This is a genomic window from Paenibacillus sp. LHD-117, assembly GCF_030929555.1.
In the GTDB taxonomy this organism is placed as follows: domain Bacteria; phylum Bacillota; class Bacilli; order Paenibacillales; family Paenibacillaceae; genus Pristimantibacillus.
The window spans coordinates 94,221-116,310 of record NZ_JAVFVT010000001.1 but is presented as its reverse complement, the minus strand read 5'-3'; the positions used below and the strand labels follow the sequence as shown (position 1 = coordinate 116,310).

14 protein-coding genes and 1 pseudogene are annotated in these 22,090 nt (G+C 46.7%); all 15 read right to left on the bottom strand.

Annotated features, from left to right (window positions below):
- Nucleotides 1-4: 4 nt before the first annotated feature.
- The 15 genes and pseudogenes from RB620_RS00395 to RB620_RS00325 all read right to left on the bottom strand — a co-directional run bounded on the left by RB620_RS00395 (nucleotide 5) and on the right by RB620_RS00325 (nucleotide 22,081).
- Complete coding sequence (locus tag RB620_RS00395; protein ID WP_308091519.1) at nucleotides 5-304, bottom strand: family 43 glycosylhydrolase; 300 nt, start codon at nucleotides 302-304, stop codon at nucleotides 5-7.
- 98 nt (nucleotides 305-402) lie between these two features.
- A complete protein-coding gene (locus tag RB620_RS00390) occupies nucleotides 403-2,112 on the bottom strand; it encodes an RICIN domain-containing protein (RefSeq protein ID WP_308091518.1) in 1,710 nt (569 codons plus the stop codon).
- Nucleotides 2,113-2,225: 113 nt separating this feature from the next.
- Nucleotides 2,226-7,166, bottom strand: a complete 4,941-nt coding sequence (locus RB620_RS00385; protein WP_308091517.1) for a beta-L-arabinofuranosidase domain-containing protein — start codon at nucleotides 7,164-7,166, stop codon at nucleotides 2,226-2,228.
- 294 nt (nucleotides 7,167-7,460) lie between these two features.
- Nucleotides 7,461-7,637: pseudogene (locus RB620_RS00380) on the bottom strand (HAD family hydrolase); the annotation flags it as partial.
- A gap of 118 nt (nucleotides 7,638-7,755) precedes the next feature.
- Nucleotides 7,756-9,393: a MutS-related protein gene (locus RB620_RS00375; RefSeq protein ID WP_308091516.1), complete on the bottom strand. Its 1,638-nt coding sequence runs from the start codon at nucleotides 9,391-9,393 to the stop codon at nucleotides 7,756-7,758.
- Between the two features lie 368 nt (nucleotides 9,394-9,761).
- Complete coding sequence (locus RB620_RS00370) at nucleotides 9,762-10,262, bottom strand: hypothetical protein (RefSeq protein WP_308091515.1); 501 nt, start codon at nucleotides 10,260-10,262, stop codon at nucleotides 9,762-9,764.
- A gap of 279 nt (nucleotides 10,263-10,541) precedes the next feature.
- On the bottom strand, nucleotides 10,542-11,312 hold the full coding sequence (locus tag RB620_RS00365) for a helix-turn-helix domain-containing protein (RefSeq protein WP_308091514.1): 771 nt from the start codon (nucleotides 11,310-11,312) through the stop codon (nucleotides 10,542-10,544).
- Nucleotides 11,313-11,438: 126 nt separating this feature from the next.
- On the bottom strand, nucleotides 11,439-12,044 hold the full coding sequence (locus RB620_RS00360; protein ID WP_308091513.1) for a class I SAM-dependent methyltransferase: 606 nt from the start codon (nucleotides 12,042-12,044) through the stop codon (nucleotides 11,439-11,441).
- A gap of 156 nt (nucleotides 12,045-12,200) precedes the next feature.
- Nucleotides 12,201-13,727, bottom strand: coding sequence for a glycoside hydrolase family 43 protein (locus tag RB620_RS00355; protein ID WP_308091512.1), 1,527 nt, complete (start codon nucleotides 13,725-13,727; stop codon nucleotides 12,201-12,203).
- A 41-nt stretch (nucleotides 13,728-13,768) separates the two neighbouring features.
- Nucleotides 13,769-14,266, bottom strand: coding sequence for a DUF1854 domain-containing protein (locus RB620_RS00350; RefSeq protein ID WP_308091511.1), 498 nt, complete (start codon nucleotides 14,264-14,266; stop codon nucleotides 13,769-13,771).
- Nucleotides 14,266-16,458 (bottom strand): ABC transporter ATP-binding protein, encoded by a 2,193-nt coding sequence (locus RB620_RS00345; RefSeq protein WP_308091510.1) that lies wholly within the window; start codon nucleotides 16,456-16,458, stop codon nucleotides 14,266-14,268. Before RB620_RS00345 ends, RB620_RS00350 begins: the two co-directional genes overlap by 1 nt.
- Before the next feature lie 18 nt (nucleotides 16,459-16,476).
- Entirely contained in the window at nucleotides 16,477-17,625 is a 1,149-nt protein-coding gene (locus tag RB620_RS00340) for an endo-1,4-beta-xylanase (RefSeq protein WP_308091509.1), read from the bottom strand.
- A 27-nt stretch (nucleotides 17,626-17,652) separates the two neighbouring features.
- A complete protein-coding gene (locus tag RB620_RS00335) occupies nucleotides 17,653-18,603 on the bottom strand; it encodes a carbohydrate ABC transporter permease (RefSeq protein WP_374121341.1) in 951 nt (316 codons plus the stop codon).
- 17 nt (nucleotides 18,604-18,620) lie between these two features.
- Nucleotides 18,621-19,538: a carbohydrate ABC transporter permease gene (locus RB620_RS00330; protein WP_308091508.1), complete on the bottom strand. Its 918-nt coding sequence runs from the start codon at nucleotides 19,536-19,538 to the stop codon at nucleotides 18,621-18,623.
- On the bottom strand, nucleotides 19,535-22,081 hold the full coding sequence (locus RB620_RS00325) for a DUF5696 domain-containing protein (protein ID WP_308091507.1): 2,547 nt from the start codon (nucleotides 22,079-22,081) through the stop codon (nucleotides 19,535-19,537). The genes RB620_RS00330 and RB620_RS00325 overlap by 4 nt, the downstream gene beginning before the upstream one ends.
- Nucleotides 22,082-22,090: the final 9 nt, after the last annotated feature.

Genomic DNA, 22,090 nt, shown 5'->3' with positions numbered 1-22,090 from the left:
TTTTTTATTTCCAAGAAAATGCATAGGAGACGATCTCCCAATTGACCAAATCCTCGGATTTCATAATTCCCGGCATCATGTGCATGCTGCTGCTCGACATATAGTAGGAGGACCCTACCTTGATGACACTCGGGTCGGAGTTGTCCATGTACAATATCGGATTTTGGAACTGTCCGTTGCCTTGATCTGAAGTGAAGGCATTAGTGGGGATAACAAGAAAAGTAAATGCCAAGCACAACAAGAGCGGCACAACTAAAAATTTCCGTACTAGCATACCCCTTTTCAAACCGCGTTCATCTTCCATATCACAGACTCCTTTACAGAACAAGGGTTCTTGTACTTTCCCGTAAGATAGCACAAGAACCTCCCGTTCCTCTGAGATTAATTGATCCAAGAATCCTGTTACTTGGCCTCCATAATAAACTTCTCTGTTGCTCCGATTACTGATGTTTTATTGGCAATTAACTTGAAATCCCCGCTTTGCTCAGCCGAAACAAACAAATGGTTTGCCAATGATTTTAATGAGATAGTGCCGTCGCCATTATCCACGACCTGGAATCGTTCCCATGTGCCGCCTACTTGTTCCCTATTGGCGATTAAGGCGTTAGCGCCTCCATTCTCGGCACAAACAAATTTCTGATTGGCATCCGCTCGCAGCGAAATAGTGCCGTCCCCGTTATCGACTTTTTCGAATGTCTCCCATACCGCCGCAACCGAACGATTGGCAATTAAATCGCCTGCTCCTGCTTTTTCAGCTGCTACGTACTGATTGTACGCTACAGACTTGAGCGCAATTAAGTTCACGCGGGCAAGCTGCCATTGTTGATTAAAGTTGCCGGTATACCCATCCTGAATGAGTAAGCCCCCATTGTCCATGGAATTACCAGAGACGGTTAACGCTTTATTGCTGTTGACATTAATAATGCTGTGATATCCGTTACCCAAAGCATAGATCGTAAAGCGCTGAGCCGTATTATTGAAATCGGCCATCAACTGAATTTTTTCTCCATTGGCCTTGGTTCCGTTTTTGACATCCATCACTTTATTATTGGCAGATACGCTCTTGATCTCATAATGCCCGCTGCCCATGTTAGTAATGACCCACTGCTGTGCAGTACCGCCAAGATCCGACCATTGCTGCAGTTGCAAGCCGCTCACATCCTGCCCGCCCGGGATATCGACTACTTTACCCGAGCTTCTATTGATAAGCTTATAAACTGCTCCAGATACGATACCGTTTGATATACCGCTACCCGGGTAGGATTGTGCTCTCTCATAGAACCAATCGAATACAAAACGTCCCATCGCATCCCGTGTCGTGTCGCCATCCCATTTGATACCTGCAGTTGGGTCGGCAACCGAGCTTCTTGGCCCGGGCTCGAGCAATTCACCGTTTGCACCCATGATCACACTAACATTCCCTGCCGCGGTGAAAATGGACTTCGTATTTTTGCCGAATCCTTCGCTCGAAGCGTTAAAAAGATTCCAGTATTCCGGATCTCCGTCAACACGCTTGAACCATACGCACTCCGTAATATTGATGGGATAGACATCAGCGGCTGGTTTTATCGTCGTATCCCAAATCGATTGCAAGGCGGCCATGTCATCGCCTCCGCCATAGCCCGGATACCAGTGAACGGCATATCCATAGTTGCTTAACGGATCCGTTATCGGGTAGATGGCAGCCAATTCATACAGTTGGTCCCAGCCGAGTCCGGCTGCCCAAATCACATTATCCGCCCCCGTTTCGCGAATCGTCGAAATGATTTCATTCTGAAAATCCCTTAATGCCTTCCAATGATCGACATAATCGGGATCTCCAGTCCATCCGCTCCAGTGACCGTTGGCATAGCTTTGCACGGGTTCATTAATTAGTTCAAACATAACATTATCCGCGCTTTTCAGCTCTGGCTGCGAGGCAATATAGCCCCAGATCTCCTTAAATTTTGCCAAATTTTCAGGAGTTGTAGATTGATAATCGTTAAATGTAAACTCGAGATCAATCGTTACGTAGACTCCCTTCGTCCTTGCATATTGCACGTAAGGAATAATAATCTCTTGAACCGCTGTTTGCAGACCCGCGAAATTATATTGACCCACAGCAATAACCATACGTATGAACCTTACAATCATCGCAGCCCTTATTATTTCACGAAGCAAGACCGAGGAAGAGTAAGGAGTCTGAAATTACAAGCTCCTTACTCCTACTCATGTTCATTACGATGTTAAATGAAATCGGAACTCTTTAATAACCTCATAACGACTATCGCAACCTCCGCTCGAGTTATCAAATCTTTCGGAGCTAGCGTGTTCTCATTTTTACCTGAAACGATACCTGTCTGAACATTTGCAGCTATCTCTTCCTTTGCCCAATCCGAAATGGACCGCGAGTCCTGGAAAGTTCGAAGTACGCTATCGGCAGACTGATGGTCAGTATTGTCCCAGAGACCCGTAAGTTTCATAGCCCTGGCCAGAATTGTCATCGCCTGCTCGCGCGTAATCTTATTCATTGGACGGAACGAACCATCCTCGTAGCCACTTATCAAACCATAAGCATGTGCGGTTTTAATTGCGCTTCCGTACCAGTCCGCTGCTTGTACATCCGTAAACAAAGTCGCTCCGGCTTCCAGCCGCAGACCCAAAGCCCTGACTAAGATGGCAGCAAATTCAGCGCGCGTAATATCGTCATCTGGACGATATTCGCCATTCTCATTCCCGCCAATAATCTTTCTTGATCCCAGTTCCAGAATCGCATTCTTCGCCCAATGCGCGGCGCTGTCATTGAATGATGTCTCGTTATGCACGACAGCATAGAGACTATTGGACAAGCTCTTGATATTGGCATAATACTTGCCATCCTGATTTACAACAGTGGTCGGAACATGTCGAATCGAGCCATCCGGTTCAATCACGATGCCAGTAATAATATCTTTTTTATCCGTTCTATTCGGAAGTGCAATGGATCGTTCGACATAACCTATGAACTCGGAAAGTTCGAAAAACTTTTCTCCGATTACGATTCCAACCTTGAATTCCACGGGCGGTGCAATTAAGGAAAGCTCATTTCCATTCATTAGCTCATCTACCCACTCCACTTTTTCTTCTGACGGACTGCCAATTTCCACTTGAAGATAAACATCTGCAAGTGTGTTCGATAACCCTGACTGGTTGACGATCATCGAGACGTCCAAAAGTTCTGTTGGTAGTGTGTATGTGCCTTTTTTCGAGCGTAATTCCAGTTTAATTCCTTTCTCCTCCATTAATTTAAGCGACTGTCCGGGAATTGTGGCAATCGAGATATCAGAATCGATGTGAATGGGTACGGTTAATACTGTTCCTTGCGGCGTTTCTTCTAAGCTTTTTGTCAGACTTTTTTCATCGAACTTTACAGTAACGAGCGACTGACCGTCTCTAGTCGATTTCGATGCGATTCCTTTAATGACTGTTTTTCCATCCGCAACAGCCATGATAACGTCATCTTGAGCATCTATCTGATTTGAATTGTTGGGGGTAGGAATGCCTCCTCCCGGCTCTGAAGTATCGTCTTGCGACTTCTTAATAGAAAGCGTATACGTATTCTCTGTTTCTCGATCCTCCGCAACTACCCGGATGTTTAGCGTAGTAATGTCTGCACTGAGCGGAATTTTTCTCTCAATCGTGTCGTCAATAAGAATATCATCAACGTAAACCAAGGCATTGGCATTAACAGGCTTAAAACGAACCATTCCTTCCTCGGCATTATGCGGCACGGAAATTGTCCATTCACGATCGTGGACGGTTGCCACTGTGTTTCCGATCGTCACACTTTGTAAATCCGCATTGGTACTATAGTCTTTCATGATCGATACCGTCCCGAACAAACCACCCATGAAGCTGTTGCCTCGATTGGCGAACTTCACCGTCACTTTGCTTTTACCCGCAACTAAATGAGCGGGTATAGCATACCGTACATCATAGAATTGGGCTGGAGTCTTGGCTTCGACCGTCACTTCCTGTATCAACGCACCGTCAACATATACGTTGAACGTTCTTCCGGCATCGCCGCTGTAATATTTCGTCGATACATAATTTGTAATGGCCGGGTTCACTGCCAAGTCGTAGCTGAGCCAACCTTCACCGGTATTCGCGCCTGATGCATGGCGATACTGGTAACCGCCATAGGAACCGCCTGATGAATTACCCTGCAAATTATGAGCCAATTCATGTTGATCATTGGTGACTTGCACCTCATCGATGAGCGCGACTTCCTTCCTCGCCGTGTTCTTTTTATTCAGAATATTGTTTTGAAAGAAAGGAGAATCCAATGCTGATAAGTAGAAGTAAATGCCATACCTTTCACCCGTATTTAAATAATAAGGCGTGAATATCAGGTTGTCGTCTTCATCGGTATTACGAAGCGTGAACTCCACTTTTCCTTCCGTCTTGACCAAATTGTTCTTGACGTTCGACATCCATTCCTCGACGGTTCCCTCTTCGATTAAGATATAATCTTTGAACGACAAGCCTTCCGGAATATGGGCTTTTTGCACGGCTAGATGAGGTACGGACACCATTTGTTCCGAACCCATTCCTGCGCTCAGAACAACCGGACCGTACGTAAAGGCTACCGCTTCTTCGTTATCCTTCAGTGCCGAGACTTTGACTTCCATTGGAAACGTCACTTCTACGATGTCTCCGGCTACCCAAGCACGCTCTACATTCACATAACCATCAATGACCGTCTCATTTACTACATTACCGTTGACTGAAACATTAACCTGCTTCCCTTCCGCCACCCAATCCGGCGACCGGAATTTGAAATTAACGTTTTCGCCTGAAGCTGCATGAATCGTGAACGTAACTTTATCACTTGCAGGCAGGTCTGCCTGCTGCGTCAGCTTCAGTCCTTTAGCTCTCCACTCCAGAATTGAGCTTACGTATGTGTTGACATATAAATCGGACTCCGTGTGGAAGTATAGGCTATCATCCAACTTACTGAAGCTTTCCATACCCGTTCCAGTATCACACCAGAAGCTCTCGAACTCGGTTCCGTATAGCTTAAAATAACCGGTTCCCATCGGTTTGAAGTATGTCGTCATTCCCGTCTCCGGGTCCATGGAAGCCATGATTTCATTCTTCAATGCCCTCTCATAGTAATCCGCGTATTTAACGTCGCCAGTCAATCGGAACAGCTCTCGCGTAAGCTTGAGCATATTATACGTATTGCATGTCTCAGCATTAACGTTGTTCCTATGAGCGTCAAGAAGACCAGGTTCTCTAAAATGCTCATTTTCACTGTTTCCACCGGTCACGTACGTATGGTCATGAACAACCATTTCCCAGAAGTTCTCGGCTGCTTCTAAATAGAACGTTTCCGTTTCCCCTACAGTTCTGTAACGGTTCAGTGCGCCAATAAACTTTACAATCTGGGTATTAGCGTGTTTGTTCTGCAATACATCCGTTTCATTGACAATCGGCGTGAACAACGAATCTTCGTCAAACATATGGGCAGCTATTAAGTGAGTCGGCTCCTGTGTCACCTTGTACAGTTCATACAAGCCGTCATTCATACCACCGTATTCGATATTGAGGACTCTTGTATGTATCGCTTCGTCCCATGTCTGTGTTCGATTGTAAGTCCAATCGCCCAACTCGTCCGCAATTTCTAATGCCGTGTCGTTTTCCGCATACCGGTAAACATCAACTAAACCCGCTACAATCTTATGCATCGTGTACCAGGGCACCCAACTAGGGCCTTCTGCTTTTCCTTCGATTACGTCAAAATGCGTTTCAGGCGTCGCGAATAAATAGCCATTCGGACTCGCCTCTTGGGCGATCTTCAATTCGCTGACCAAATAATCGATCTTTGTCTTGAGCTGCTGGTTGACGATGGGGTTTCCTTTTGTTTGCTTATAGGCTTGTGAAAGCGCTGTCAAATAATGGCCCATGGTATGGCCTCTCAGATAACTCCATTCGCCTTCCCAGCCTCCATACAACTCAGCCTTCTTCGGCAAACCCGCGACTGTTCTAAATCCTGCCATTAGACGATCTGGATCGAGTGAGAGGAGATAATCTACGTTTTTATTAAAAGCATTAACATAGAACGGATCTGTAACTTCCACGTCTTCCATGTCGAAGGGCTGGATAGGAGCAAAATCGTTAATAGGTGAGTTGGATTTAATAGTCAATTCGAATGATCGAGACAAGGTTACTGCGCCATAGGTGACGGCCGCATTCAAAGTGACCACTGTATCCTCCTCAGGTTCGAAAACTTCACCTGTATTTGAAAGTACGGCCGTATTGGAAGATGTCCATACAATTGTGCTTCCGTTCGTTCCGCGGGTTGGGAGCGGCAGACTTACTCTAACAAATTCCGGCAGCGTGATTGAATTCAGATCTAAATTGGCAAGCGCCGACTCGTCAATAGCGCCGCCATCGTCTTGGTACAACGTGCGAATTTCTTCCATGGATATATCCGTGCTGTAAATTTTGAACTCGTCCAAATTAAGCTTGGCGTATCCCCCACCGTAACCAGGAGAATTAAATCCTAAATATTTGTGGTCAGAGTCATTAGAGGCAATGCTTCCCGTCTTGCTTGTATATAACACGTCCTGTGTAATGCCGTTCCGGTAAATTGCCACATCTTTCGTTGCCTGATCGTAAGTGACTGCGACATGTGTCCATTCACCCACAGGGAAGAACTCGCCTCTGTTTCCAATCACATAGGATTCCTGTACTCCGGTACCCGTTGATAACTTCAGCGGAACTTCGTCGCTCAAAATACTGAGATACCAGCCTTCTCCGTTCCATGATCCGCTCGGTTTGTTCCACATCAACATGTGCTCGCCCGACAGCGACTCGTCAGGTTTTATCCAGAAGGAAACCGTTAAATTCTCCGGTTGCAGCACGGATGAAGTGCCGAGATCGATGTAGTTATTCGTCCCATTCAACTGAAGTGCCTTTCCCACTTTTCCTTCAATGTAAGTCGCTGTTCCGTTTAACGTACCTTGAATCCCATTCGCAGATGAATCCGCTATTGAATCCTCGAATCTCAGATCCAGTTCTTTGGCTGCTTCCAAATCAGCCGCTTGCAAAGTACCAGTGACGACCACCCCGTTCGCTATTAACGTGAAGATTAGTGCAGCGATCGCCGTTTTTTTCAAGCTTCTTTTAGATACTTGCTTCATTCATTCATCCCCTAACATATTCAAATAATCACGATGCATTATCATTGTAGCGACCATGAAAGCGTTTTTACATGGAATATCATATTCAAAACGTAGTGAATCTTTGGCACTTCGAATGAAAGCAAAAAGGTCAATCGGTGGATTAACCGATTGACCTCTTACTTTAAAATGAAATTAGTCGACCTTTGAAGAATACCTGGTACACTCAAAAATGCAAGTATCTCATTTTCGCTTTTTTCCGGTATTGAATAATAAATGCAGCAACCTTCACGATTAACTTTTTTCTAAGTGCAATCAAACTCTCCTCCTTTTTCCTTGATGGATAGCCAGAATGAACCATGTAGCCTGATAAGGAATCAAACCGGCATCCGCAGCGCCCTGCAGTTCATTCGAGCCCCCGTCGCCTACAAATAAACATTCGGAAGGAGATAAATTTAATCTTTTGCAGGCCAATTGATAGATAGATGGATCAGGCTTTGCTAATTTTTAAAACATAATATTTATATTAAGCCAGGAATGCGGCCCAAGCTTCAACGTTAGATGCCTAAGTATTCAACATAAAAAGAATCTATACTGCATTTAGCAGCGCTTAATTATTATTCATCACACGGACGAGTTGCTCGTAGGTTACACCATATTTTTGTGCAATATCACGTGCATAACTATTGCCCTGTGGACGTGATCGACGGAGGACATAGCTTCTCTGTCCTGAGGCTGTATCAATCTCAGCGGTGAGCGTATCGATACGGCTGCCCCCTTCAAGTGGGACAGCGTTGAGCTTATCTATCTGGTCTGTTAATTCATGCAAATGTGTTGCAAAAATAACGCGGCAGCCTGACACACGTAATGCGAGCAGCACTTCACCCGCTATAGCGGCAGCCTCAGAAGCGCTTGTGCTAGAGAAGGTCTCATCCATCAGAAGAAGGCTATTGCAAGTTAGTTTACCGAATACCTGTTGTAATCGACTGCACTCTTCACCGAAGCGTCCCTTCATCTGATGATCCCGAGCTTGGCTCTGTGCATGCACAAGTACACGATCCACGGGACGAATCGTTGCCGAGTAAGCAGGGACAAACAGCCCCAACTGATACAGCAGCTGCGCGATTCCTACCGCTTGCATGAAAACGGTCTTCCCTCCCTGATTAGGTCCCGTCAGAATATAGATCGACCCGTTCTCATCAAACGTAATGTTGTTCTTCACTACCGAAGATGCGCCATTCGCTTGTTTCTCCGCTGCCTGGATCGCTAACAACGGATGATACAGTCCATCGATAACCGACGATTCTTCGTTCTCGGCGACTTGTGGCCTGCAAAGTGGAAGACCTTTCAATGCCAGCTGTTTCATCCATGAGACACTGCTGAGCAAGAAACGAATTTCAGGCGCTAATCCTACTAAAAAGTTAGAGGAGGTAACCGCGTACATCTTAATACAGTTGCGCCATTCTCGGACGGACCCTTTTAATATCGTGTTCAATGCGCTATTAATCGCTCTGCTCAAAGCTAAATTCTGTTCGCTGCTTCGCTCTTTTCCAGACGCCATGAGCGGAGCTAAGCTTTGAAAGCCATCATCTTTCATATCCAGTCGCAGCCAGCGATCAATCAGGTTTCCAGAACGAAACAACTGATCATTCACAGATATAATACCTGCTTCACAAGGGTAGAGCTGCGGATCGAGATTGATACCGACCGTAATGCTTTTAATGTTGCGTACGCTGAAGGAAAGCTTGCGCGTATCCACACGCAGCGATTGAAAGGTTGGGCTTTCGTATCGTTCAGCAATGAGTTGAGACAGGCGTTGAAGTCCTTGGGAGGCGGGTTGGGTACTGCACAATCCATGATATAACCGTTCAACACACGACAAGTAAAGCTCAATCTCTGAGACTGTATATAAGGAAGCTGCTGTATCATCATCCGACCAACGATCACGCTGCTGTAAATCTCTCAGATCCTCAAGTAATGGAAGAAGCTCGTATAGCAGTAGATAAATTGCCTCCTGTCTATACAAATCTTCCACGATATTAGAACGATACGTAATGATCTGAATGTCAGAAGTAAAGTACATTAACGGATGAGGCTGCTTGGTTCGATATCCCCATGGACCGTTACTGATTTCGTGAAATAAAGCATCCAATCCTAAATCTACAATCTCGGCTTGCATTGATACTGTGGAATAGATTGAATCAGTAGACATTCCGGTTGGGTATAGCAAACTAAACATCTCATCCATATCTGAACACACCTCGGATCAAGACTTGTAGGATCAACTTCCGAACTATTGGGGCTATCCAGATGGACAGTATGATTGATAACGAAGCCAGCAATGTCAGAACAATTCGTGAATAACCGTACTGCCTCCATATTTGCGCAAGGAAAATAAAGCGATGGCATACAGTAGCAATGAGAATCGGGATTGTGATAAAAATAAACACATTAACCGAAAGTGCAGTCAACAGCAGTAATAGACCGAATTGACATAACACCTCACGGAAGATTAGCGCTCTAGGCGGATTAATGAGCATAATACGTTCTGGCATGTAGAGCTTGGAATGGTTAGCCATTCATTTACCTCCCATCGTGCAAATCGTAATATGCCGTTTATACCTTCAATATTCTGATTGGAATGAAGGTTGATAATGGCCCCGTTCCCCATCTTGTTACGCTAAGAACAAGACAGCATTCCGCATTTCCATATCGATTGATTAAAGCAACTGGAATCTCAACTGTCACCTTATATGGATCCACTGATAATTCCCAGCAGCAGCCTTCCGGTCTTTCTTCCGTTGCCAATAGATTGTTATCTACAGAAAAACAGCATCTTTGCTCGTCAGTGAATATTTCAAACACATCACAATTCAGACCTGGCATCAGTTCATGGAGTATTATCGAAAATACAAATCGATGAGCTTCCCGTCTAATTGTTATGCGCTGTACTTGTTGTACGCCATGAGAGTTATAAGAATGAATATTCGGAACCTCAACCTCGATATCGTCAGACAGTGTAATAGGTTCTGCAACAAGGTTTCCAATGAACTCAGTAAGCCCGAAGTAAACAAATTCCTCGCGTTCAGATGGAATATATGGGATCGATTGCAGCATACTCAATTCCATCTGCCGATATAGTGCCACCACCAGTAAGTTTAACCGCTGTATCGCCTCCCAACAACCCGTCACAATGTAGGACCTTTAGAGAATCTTAAAGTATTAAGCGAATTCCCGTTCAATAAAAAGGACGCTCCCTCAGCTGCGCTTGGGCTACGTCCTCCTCACACTAAGAAACTAATCTATTTTTCTGACATAAATAGCTTTCTGTGCAGTCACTCATATCAACTGGCTGCCTGAAGGGCGATGAACCATACTTTCCTTTCTGTATGAAACTTACTTCCCTCCCACTGTCACATTCATTGTACCTCGTTTATTTATAGATTGATGTACGATTGCTAATAAACGAACAGCTAGATCAGCCTTATAATTTAGACGGTAACCTCCTCGTACCCGATCAACAAACCCCAGTTCAATACACTCTGTAAGAACGAGGTCGAAATTATTGATTCCGGGCAGTAGAGAACGGAGAGTGTTTTCATCCACCGCATAGTCCGGTTTCAAATCGTCTATATCCCGTAAGAGGACGAGTAAAACTTCTCGAATATCATCGGATAGCAGGTTAAGCGGGAACTCGGCTTCTTTCCCGAGCGTCACAATCGATTCTTCCAGAAATGTTGTCGTCGCGATACAAACCAGCCGATCTTTAGCCCATAGACCAATTCCGGTTGGACCCAAATGAATGTGTACAAGCGATGGGTGCACATTCTGTTCTGCCTGCGGCGAGTGTATAGGCGCTTCTACAACCAAGATCATATCGCGAAGGAACCTGATTTTTTGTTCAATCGTCATGTTAAAAGCCGCTTCCCTAATTTGCGGCAATAACGACTCGATTCCGCCTTCTCGCCCTAATAAATAATCGGTTGTGCAATCGAATAAATCGGCTAGCCTTACGACCAAAGAGAGATCGGGAACTGAATCGCCATTTTCCCATTTCGAGAGTGCTTGCGCGGACACAGACACTTGTCTCCCTAGCTCTTCCTGCGTAAAGCTGCGGGACTTCCTAAGATGGGCAATTTTTACTCCAATATCGCTTAATCCTGCCATAAGAAGAAAACCTCCTTTTCATGTTTATCATTAAAATAACGGAAATGTCTCCTGAGGGGTATCGATGCATACGGGAGTCCACAACTACTGGTTGTAGAATTAGTAACTGTAGTTGTGTTATAAAGCTTATAAGGTCGTTTCACCGGGCTTTTTTATTTTGCAGATATAAAAAGGGTACTCCGGAAACGCATCGTAAGTATTCAATTCTTCCATTTGGTGTTCTGTGCTCCTTATATACTGCTCGACCATTTCAACAGGAGACTTTCTCGTGTTCGCCATGAACATCAGATGCCCGCCTGGTTTTAGCAAGCCAAAACAGGAATCCAAACACTTATTGAAATTTCCTGTTTCGTTTATGGCAGATCCGATTAACGTTACAATTTCGAATTCTGCCGCAGGAACACCTTCGTCAAATATACTCATGCATAAAACCTTCGACGGATTGGGATGCCCCTCTCTTCTTTGCCTGTACTCGAAAATTTCACAAATAGCTTTGTTGATATCGATACTTGTTACGGTGCCCCTACCATTGAGCCAATACCCCAGATAATTGTCCCAATCACCCATACCAATGCCAACATTGCATACCTGCAAGCTATTGGTAACAGCAAACGATTTACTAATGTAATCTCTGGTTATCAACTCCGTATGCAGGCACTGCGGGGATAGGTTCCATTCACCGGAATCGGGACTTCTTAGCTCCAGATAGTAATTCAATAACTTTTCATCCATATCGTCCTCCGTTCTAAAATGCTTCATAAACGCGACTCGTTCGACACCGTCCCAGATTGGACCACGCCATACCTCTTTGTAACGCAGCTTTTTGTAAAACGTTATACACCTCCGCCCTAATCGAACGAAGGTGTATATTCGCTTCTAATCTAACATCTATTCCATGCCCTCATAATCAAACCATTCAAAATGAGCTGGTGTCTCCGCATGCGATCCGTTGCCTGTTGCGTACATGGCGATCATGACGCCGGTGAAACCGCCTGCCACTTCGGTAGCTAATAAAGACGACTCTCCCTGACCAAACCAGAACGGCTCATCTTTTTCCTCCAAAGAGAACCCGAAGCTATAACCCTCTCTTTCCGCTTTAATTGTCAGAACAACGGAGTCAGCAGGATATGGCACCTCGTTCTCCACTTTCCACAAGGAGCCGATTCTCCGGCGGAAAATGAGTTTCCTCTCGCCAGCGATTCGACTAACTGCCAGATCATAATGGAATCGTTCGCTCATATAGACAGTCAGTCCTGCTTCCTCCCCATCCTTCCGTGGCGCAAACGCAAGATTGGTTGAAACTCGGCAACTGAAATGCTGCTGCCTCCGCGCGACGAATGCAGGCGCCCCGGTTTCGTTCAAAGTAGCGGCTGTTCCGCGAAGCGTCAGACTTCCCGGACGATCCGTTAATGACCACTTCTCTTCGTCCGGTGAACGCAAGAAATTCCAGCAAGGCGAAAGCGTTGTCGCGTCAAAATCGTCCCGAATAGGCAATTCACTTGCGGTTTCTGGACGCAAAACTAGTCCATCAGCTGGCATTGTTTCGCTAACGGTACCTTTATCACCAATGATCGGCCAATCGTCCCAACTCCAGGTGACCGGAGCAAGGAATGTCTCTCTGCCGAGATGGTGGCGTTTCGGATATCCATGAGGTCTGATGGCCAGGAAGACAGCCCACCAGTCGCCTTCCGGAGTCTGAACCAGATCCGCATGCCCCGTCGCATGTATATCCTTCATCAGGCTTCGGTGCGTCAAGATCGGATTATGCGGGCAAGGCTCGAACGGTCCGTCCGGCCGTTCGCTTCTCGCAATCGTCTCCATATGGCCATACTCGGTACCGCCTTCAGCGATCATGAGATAATACCAATTTCCGATACGATATATGTGAGGCGCCTCCGGGTATTGACCTCCGGTTCCCGTCCACAAAAACTTCGGTTCCGACAACCGTACCCCTGATTTAATGTCGATTCGACTCTGGTAAATGCCAGGACCTTCGGTGCCATGTGCAGCCGAAGTTAAATAAACCGTACCCTCTTCGTCGAAGAATAGGTCGGGGTCGATTCCCGGATGATCGACGAAGAGTGGATTCGACCATTCTCCTCGCGGATCGTTCGTATGCACGATAAAGTTTCCGCCAGCCGATATATTCGTCGTGATCATGTAGAACGTTCCTTTATGCTCGCGAATCGTCGGCGCGAATATGCCTCCGGAGCTTGGAGCCCGGCTAAGATCAAGCTGCTCAGGGCGGGTCAGTACATGTCCGATTTGCGTCCAATTCACGAGGTCCTTACTGTGAAACAACGGAACTCCTGGGAAATATTCGAACGAGCTTGTAACAAGATAATAGTCTTCTCCGGAACGGCATACGCTTGGGTCTGGATGAAAACCTCTAATAATGGGATTTTGATAGGTCATGTTTTAAACTCCTACTTTCTTGTATAGTTAATTACAAATGGCTATATAACTTCTTCGAGCTTCTTACGACTCTGAGAATCGAGCGCTTGCCAATCGGGAATTTCACATCGTTTACCGTTTAGATCGGTCAGAATAATCCGGCCTCCGCCTGGATACTGGATATGTTCATGTAAGTTCCGCATCACCATTTTCGTTCTTCCGAGATGGGTCTGCAAATCCCACAACCATAAGCCCGATTTGTTCTTCACGCTATCCACGCGAGTCACTTTCGGAAGGAAATACCGGAGCTGAAGCTCCTTCTCCAGCTCATCGGCACTTTCCTTATCGAGATCACTTATCATATAGACGATCCCAAGCTCTTCTCCTTTTACATTGCGGATCGAAATATAGGAGGAATCGTGCTTGAACGGAAAAGCGCGGTAAACCACAACCTCTTCACATATCTGACCGTCAACCACACCTTGAAGGATGCCGCCCTTGTTGCGCGACAGTGAAATCTCCGCATGGGTTAGCCTGCGAATATCATATCGATTCTCCATTAGACGCCTACTCCCCTGATCTGCGACATTTCTTTCTGCGCATCTACTAGTTTGCGGTAAACGCCGTCCTTATTTTCCAACAATTGCTCATGAGTGCCAACCTCTACAATTTTGCCCTGATCGAGCACGACAAGCCGGTTCGCTCCCCTAAGCGTGGACAGACGGTGGGCAATCGCGAACGTGGTTCTTCCTTGAATTAATCTTGATATCGCTTCTTGGATTTGACGCTCCGTCTCCGTATCCACGGAGGCAGTCGCTTCATCCAGAATCAATATCCGCGGATCATGGATGATAGCGCGCGCAATGGCAACACGCTGCTTCTCGCCCCCCGAAAGCTTATGACCGCGTTCCCCGACTCTCGTATCGTAGCCATCGGGAAGGCGAACGATAAAGTCGTGCGCGTTCGCAATTTTGGCCGCTCGCATAATCTCAACCGGGGTCGCATTCGGTTTGGAATATGCGATATTATCCGCGATCGAACCATCGAAGAGAAACGTCTCTTGAAGAACGACCCCGATCTGCTGCCTGAGGTCGGATTGACTGATCTGCCGAATCGGAACGCCGTCTATGAGAATGGCTCCCTCATCCGTATCGTAGAATCGGCATAGCAAATTAATGAAGGTCGATTTGCCGGCTCCGGAGTGGCCGACAAGTCCGATCATCTCTCCGGCTTTAACCCTAAGATTTACATCCTTTAATACGGGATGATGCTTCTCGTATCCGTACGTCACACGCTCAAAGTCGACTTGGCCCTTAATCATACCGAGAGATACCGGTTGAACAGCTTCCGGTACTTCGGAAGGCGTATCCATAATTTCGAATATGCGATGAGCAGACGCGATCGCATTGCTCGCCCAGTTAATCATCTGGCTGACCCATTGCAGCGGCCCGAACAACATGCCTAAGTATGCGACGATCGCCATGAGCACCCCTAGCTGGATTTCATTACCGAGCACTTTCCCCCCGCCGTAATACCAGATAAGCAACGTACCCACTCCGGCAATAAGATGAAAGGCCGGGAAGATAATTTGCCACAGGCCCTCCGTCTTAATATTGTTCTGCACCACTTCCAGGTTCGCCCCATCGTATCTTGACATCTCTTCGTTCTCTCTGCCGAATGCCTTTACGACGCGAATACCTTGCATGGATTCACCTACCATCGTGTTGAGTCGGAAGATGGATCGCCATTGCTGGTAGAGACGACGTCCAACCTTTGGCAAGATCGTGAAGGACGCAATGATCATGAAGGGTACGGGTAACAACGCAAGCAGGGACAACTGCCAATCCAGGCTAAAAATAATAACACAGATAGCGACGAAGCGAAGCATTTCGCCGCCTACGTAGATGACGCCGTCCGTCAGAAATTGACGCATCGATTCAGCGTCGCTATTGACGCGGCCTATAAATTGAGAGGTTTGCCTCCTGTCGAAGTAAGCTAGCGACAGCCTCATGAGCGAGCCGTATATGTCATTCCGGATATCGCCCATCACTTTAGAACCAACCCAAATACCGATAAATCCCCGTACGGTCTGCATGACTGCCATCAGAACGGTGGTTATGCCTAAAGCCAGGACGAAGACCAGGAGTGCCGAGCCGGCTGCTTTCGGTTGAAGCACGTCGTCTATAATGAGCTTTGTCAAATAAGGCGGCACCAATTCGATAATAGTCGTCAGGATAAGCAGGAAAGCCGCCGTTGCCATTTGTGCTTTATAAGGTTTGGCGTAACGCAGAACTCGCGCAGCCGCTTGGCCCTTGTTCAGGCAAAATTGGCAAACCTGCGTACCTTCTCCGAGCGGATGTCCGCAAGAAGGACAATACCGCGGGAGATCCCGTTCCGAGACGATAGGCAGCCCTTCCTTCTTGGCAAGCGCTCCGATGAGCTTCGCGGCAAATCCGATCATCGATGCATGCGTGGCTGTATAACGTCCGAGCACGACGGGACCCTCATCGGTATCAACGATAAGGGATCCGCCGCCAATCCCTCCCGCACTCCTCGAATCCCGAATCTTCCGTACGGGTATGGCCTCCTTCGGTCTTTCTTCATTCTCCCAAACGAAGATCGTATCGTCAGTTACGGCGATCCATTGCTCTCCGAAGGCTCCATTCAGAAGAAGGTCCGTACGGCAGCAAAACAGCGGCTCCGCCGTCAGTTGCTTCCGGAATTTCTCCGGAAGCTGATCTAGTATGGCCATAGACTCCCCCACGTTTCATTAGTCTGTTTTTACAGACGGATCAACGACAGACCAAAAGGCCGGCTTGGCTTGATACTGCTTGTCGAACAGCAGCGGCGCGTTGGTCCGTTTAACCGGAAATCCGTTTAACCATGTATGATCATCCGCAATGCCCCAAAAAACGACGCCGCTCAAAATCTCCCTATGATCCCTGAACGCTTGAAACAGCTCTCCGTATCGCTTGGCCTGCTGCGCCAAAATTTCCTCCGGGATAACCGTGCCGTAATCACTTCGGTCATTCCAACTGTAGATGCTCATATCCAGCTCGGTTACGATATTATCTAGACCCAGCTCCGCGAATTTCCTCATCGACTCGATAATGGATTCAACCGTCGGACCGTAGACATCGATATGCGTTTGATGACCGACACCGTCAATCGGCACTCCTTGATCCAGCAGCTTCTTTACCAAATCGTACAGGAGGTCACGCTTTCTCGGATCGTCTGTCCCATAATCGTTAATATATAATTTGATATCCGGCCCGCCTGCTTCTCGGGCGGCTTGAAATGCTGTAGCTATATAATCGATGCCGGCTATTTTGTACCATTCGCTGGCACGCATGCCGTCCGGATCAGCCGGCTCGATTACCTCATTTACGACATCCCAAGACTTAATATCGTTTTTGTAACGATCAACGATCGTCCGAACATGCGTATCAAGCCTCTCCAACAGCAGCTTCTTATTCGCCTTTTGCCTAACCGGATCGGTCTCATCCACCATAGGCTTACCTTCCGAATCCTTGAAGAACCAAGCTCCGACCTGGCTGTGCCAGACCAGGGTATGGTACCGTATTTCCATGCCGTTTTCCTTTGCGAATGCCACGATTTTATCTGCGTTCGACCAATTGAAGGTTTCTTCCGCAGGATGAATCGAATCCGGCTTCATCACGTTTTCGGCTACTAACCAGTTGACGTGCTTCTTCAGCAATCCAGCTTTCAGCCCATTCGTCTGGGAAGGTTCAATTGCCGCTCCAATGGGGAAGAAATCCGCATATTCAACAGCCAATGAGGGAATATCCGACTGAGCAGGTTCATTCGGATCAGATCGGTTCACGATCAAGATGGCTACGATCAGGATGAGAACAGCTCCGGCCATGATTCCCGAAACTATCTTAGCTAATCTTGACAAAACAGTACACCTCCTTTGGTACCAATCTTAACCGACGATACCCGTTCTTTCGATGCTTTCCACGAAGTATCGTTGAACGAACAGATAAATAATGATGAGCGGTAAAATGGCGAGCAGAATGCCCGTATCCTGCACCATGCTCTGGAAGAACGGATCCGTGCCGATCTGTACGCCATCCACGACCGTAACCTTTAAGTTGTAAGGCAAGGATGCCAGCATGAGCGACATCACTTTACTTGACGTCAGATAAGTAGTCGTGAAGAAGCTGTCATTCCACTGCCATACGAAGGAGAAGAGCAAAACAGTAACGATGGCCGGAATAGCATTCGGGAGCATGATGCGGAGAAACGTTGATCCGATGCCCGCCCCGTCAATATAAGCTGCCTCTTCAACCTCCTTCGGAATTCCTCTAAAGAACTGTCTGAAAATAAAAATGTAAAGTCCTGCTTTAAGCGAATTCCCCGTAAGCGACGTCAAAATAAACGGCCAGTAGCTGTCAAGCAAATTGACGGAATCACCGGTCAATAACGGGATTAACCCGAGCAAGGTGAAATCCTTTAGGTTCATATAAATCGGAATAAGGATAGTCGTTGGCGGTACCAGAATGGTCAGAATGACCCCCGCAAACAGCAGGTTGCTCCCCTTAAACTTCAGCCTTGCGAATGCATAGCCCGCAAGCGCGCATGACACGGCAGTCAGAATCGTTGTCGTAGCCGATAACGCAAATGTATTCAACAAGGTCTCCCAATAATCCATGATCGTGATGGCATATTTGAAGTTTTGAAGCGAAAAATGTTGAGGGATCCATACCACGATAGGCGAATAGATATCCGTTTTATCCTTGATTGCCGTCGAGATCTTCTGAAGGATTGGATACAGAATGATAAATGATAATCCCGCGATCAACACCAATCGTACAATCGTCCATAACCAACGCTTCCAGCTTTCGATGGATAACAAGCGCGTTAACAACAGCATGATGCTCACCTCTCCTTCTAATCTTGGTAGAAGACCTTCTTGGATACTAAATATGTGCTAATAAGCAAAATAATCATGATCGATAGGAAATAGATCCACGCCATTGCGGAACTGAGCCCGAAATTGAAAGTACGAAATCCCGTATCCATGATCAACTCCGTCATTGTATTCCGTGAGAAGGAATCGATTATTGTGTAGATCATATTGACCAGAATAAGCGGGCTGACCATTGGAAACGTAATTTTCCAAAATGCTTCGTAGCCCGTCGCTCCCTCAATCTTGGAGGCTTCATACAGTTGAGGAGAAATCGTCTGAATGCCCGCCAGGAAGATCAAAATCTGAACCCCGGACTGACTTACGATTTCATAAATTCGATCGACTGCACCTGTTAAATATAGAACGATGTCCTCGTTCACGCCGGCTCTCAGCATGATTCTCTGTAATTCAAAAGAACTGAAAGCACTGCTAAAAGTTCCCGACGTACCGGAGCTTTGTTCCGTTACCGCTTGAACCAGGCTTTGCGTATCCAAATTCGCAATAACACCTGATGCCAGGATGACCGGCAGGAAGAAGATGGATCTTGCAAATGCCCTTCCAACAAACTTTTGGTTCAGCAAGACGGCAAGGAATAAGCTGAAGACGACAATTAACGGTACGTTGACAACCATATTGACGATGGATTCCGTCAACGTGCGATTGAATTGGGTATTTATCGTCAAGGCTTCTACGTAGTTCTGGAACCCGATGAACGATATCGTCATCCCGCTCGCATTGGCGTCGATCTTGCTCAAGCTGTATTGCATGGAAGCCGCTAGTGGCATGACGAAAAAAAACAAAAACCCCAGCAGCCATGGCAAGACATACATAAAACCCCAAAACGCTTTCTGCTGCGCGTATGTCCGTCGTTTCGTCCCGAGCTTCGATACAAACCTCAAGATCGTTCACCACCTGTCAAATAACTCTTGGCCTCGACCGTACTGCCGTCGATCCGTACCGCTTCTTCGTTGTAGTTGACGATTACATAGTCTCCGTTCCCGTAAACCGTCTTGTACACGCCGTCCGCTAATTTCTCATGTCCGATGATTGGATCGTTGCGAACGCCTTTAAGTGTCTCATTTATCTGGCTATAGATTTCTGCAGCCTTATCGATCCACAACTCGTAGTTAACGGCGTACAATTGGTTGTATTCCGTATCCTTCACCTTGTAATTCGGCTCATAGATCCATTCGAAATGGACTCCGGATCCGTACTCCAAGCTTTTCAGCACATAATCTCTTTCGTCCGTAAACGAGGAAAGGTTGTAAGGTGCTCCCGTATAACCAATTAAGCCGTGTATGACCATTTGGTAGAACGGAATGGCTTCGTCTTCAATCTTGAAGCCGCTATTTGAAACCGGTACATTCGTTAAATCCGTCACATATGGGAGAGCATAAGCATTGCCTCCGTCTGCCATAATTTCGTGGCCTTCTTCGTGAATTTGCTTCAATGACTGAATGGAAAGTCGTTCCGATTCCGCACGGTCGATCTGTTTATTTTTCAAGAAATCGCTGTTTAATTTATCAGCCAGATCTCTAAGCGAGATGCCGTCGGTCTCATACTCGTCGAAGTCGTTTAGCATATCCTCCGTGTATTTACCTACAAGGCGTGGCGAAATGGCATAGGAGGGCGACTTGGATCTGTCCCGTCTATTAATCGCAAGATTCAACGGATAGACGTCTGCCGGCACGTCACGTAATGTTCGCGAGGCATCATTTTTCTCATCGAACCCATCCCCTGTATTCGCTATTAATAAAGCAACATCAGGGAACAATGAGATCCCTTGAGACTGGGTATACGACGCGAAATTCCGTAAGCCTTTGCTGCCTCCAATTGCCCGATCTACCGAAATCTTATCCGGCACTTCATGATCAAGCCCGCCATTGAACCATCCCGAATACTTGAGTTTGATATTGTTAATATTCCGGGACTTCGCCTGCTCCAGAATTTCTTTTGCCTGCTCGAAAGTCGTTAACGGTTCAAGCGCTTTGTATGGTATACCCGCGAAGTGTTTTTTTGTCGAGATGCTTCCAATCAGTTGCATGTAGAAAGGAAGATCTTCTGCATTCCGTTCAGGATCGGACTGTGGAAGTCCGTTGCTTGATTGCAGGTAATCACGATAATAGCGTGCCATACCCGAATAGGATGCATCGTCTCCATTCAGAAATGCGTAACGAACCTGATAATCCGTTGACATGACATTCTCCTGGAACATTGGCAACGACCGTTCCTGCCCGCCTGCATTTAACGTGAGTTGTCCTTTGTTAATGACATAAAAGCTGGGATAGACATAGTTGTAGCTATTCAAGCGCCCGCCAATGTCCGCGCTAATCGTAGAGACAGACGCGCCTTCTTCTATGATTCCAAGGAATGCCCCGCCCTCTTTCATCATGCCGAATACGGGAAGTCTGACCTGTTGCTCCCTCACGCCGTCCTCGATCGCATTCATGGCCAGATCCTGTCCAAACACCGATTGTTGGTATGCCGGATATTTGTTCTTGCCATTGTTAAAATGAATGAGAGCTCCGGAGCCGTCTGGAACAAAGATGGATCCGCTCTGTTCCGGTCCTCCCGCTCCGAAGAAGTTCATGAATGATATCATATTTACCGGGTATTCTTCGGGATATTGAAGCTCGGAAACCGGCACCTTTACAACCAGACTGTCACCGTCAAGCATATATTCGATAGAAGCCCGGAAAACAGTCGGAGCGGGTTTGTCCTGTACGAAATTCAATTCCGCCATATCCTGCTCCAAATCTTCTTCCGAGTAACCCGCATCTTCGAATGCCTGGATCGCCCGGTTGAGCTGTATGCCTTGCAAGACGCTGTCATTTCTTTGGTAAATCGAGGTTTCTTTATCCAAGCGATAAGCTAGCTTAATCGCCCGTTTCCCGGTATTGTCCAGTTTATCCGACAGCTGCTCGAACCGCTCCGCGCTCAACATTTTCGGAAGGTCATACGCCGATACTTCATCCTTGCCGAATTGATAGGATACCTTAACGCCATTCTGTAATTCTTCAAATGCGATTTGTTTATGAACGACGCCGTCCGTATATGAGTTGATCGAGTTCATCTGTCCGAAATTGTTATAATAGTCGATCTTCATTTGAGCGGACAACAAATCTTTGTTTACTCCTGCCGCGTTGGAATCCGACTCCCGTTCGGGCGGATTGCTATACCAGATTTGTCCGCTTCTTTTATCCAAAATCGCAATAACGCCAGAGGTTTCTTCAACAAATAATCTTAATTGTTCATTCTCGACGATACCTTTCATACTCGATAAGCGAGGGTCGGAGAAGGATGCTGATAAAGCTTTCCCCTTCACGAAAGCCTCAATTACGCTATCGTCGCTGGCAGATGAATTGGAACTATCCGAACAACCGGTGAAGACAAGCGCTGCAATTGCAAATGCAGCTAGAACGGATAACCTTGCAATCTGCATTTTCATTCC

What these genes read in the sequence shown, in the direction of transcription:
- RB620_RS00375 (WP_308091516.1), bottom strand. Translation starts at nt 9,393, where the DNA reads ATGGATGAGATGTTTAGTTTGCTATACCCAACCGGAATGTCTACTGAT.
- RB620_RS00370 (WP_308091515.1), bottom strand. Translation starts at nt 10,262, where the DNA reads ATGCTGCAATCGATCCCATATATTCCATCTGAACGCGAGGAATTTGTT.
- RB620_RS00395 (WP_308091519.1), bottom strand. Translation starts at nt 304, where the DNA reads ATGGAAGATGAACGCGGTTTGAAAAGGGGTATGCTAGTACGGAAATTT.
- RB620_RS00325 (WP_308091507.1), bottom strand. Translation starts at nt 22,081, where the DNA reads ATGCAGATTGCAAGGTTATCCGTTCTAGCTGCATTTGCAATTGCAGCG.
- RB620_RS00385 (WP_308091517.1), bottom strand. Translation starts at nt 7,166, where the DNA reads ATGAAGCAAGTATCTAAAAGAAGCTTGAAAAAAACGGCGATCGCTGCA.
- RB620_RS00365 (WP_308091514.1), bottom strand. Translation starts at nt 11,312, where the DNA reads ATGGCAGGATTAAGCGATATTGGAGTAAAAATTGCCCATCTTAGGAAG.
- RB620_RS00360 (WP_308091513.1), bottom strand. Translation starts at nt 12,044, where the DNA reads ATGGATGAAAAGTTATTGAATTACTATCTGGAGCTAAGAAGTCCCGAT.
- RB620_RS00350 (WP_308091511.1), bottom strand. Translation starts at nt 14,266, where the DNA reads ATGGAGAATCGATATGATATTCGCAGGCTAACCCATGCGGAGATTTCA.
- RB620_RS00345 (WP_308091510.1), bottom strand. Translation starts at nt 16,458, where the DNA reads ATGGCCATACTAGATCAGCTTCCGGAGAAATTCCGGAAGCAACTGACG.
- RB620_RS00390 (WP_308091518.1), bottom strand. Translation starts at nt 2,112, where the DNA reads ATGGTTATTGCTGTGGGTCAATATAATTTCGCGGGTCTGCAAACAGCG.
- RB620_RS00355 (WP_308091512.1), bottom strand. Translation starts at nt 13,727, where the DNA reads ATGACCTATCAAAATCCCATTATTAGAGGTTTTCATCCAGACCCAAGC.
- RB620_RS00335 (WP_374121341.1), bottom strand. Translation starts at nt 18,603, where the DNA reads ATGCTGTTGTTAACGCGCTTGTTATCCATCGAAAGCTGGAAGCGTTGG.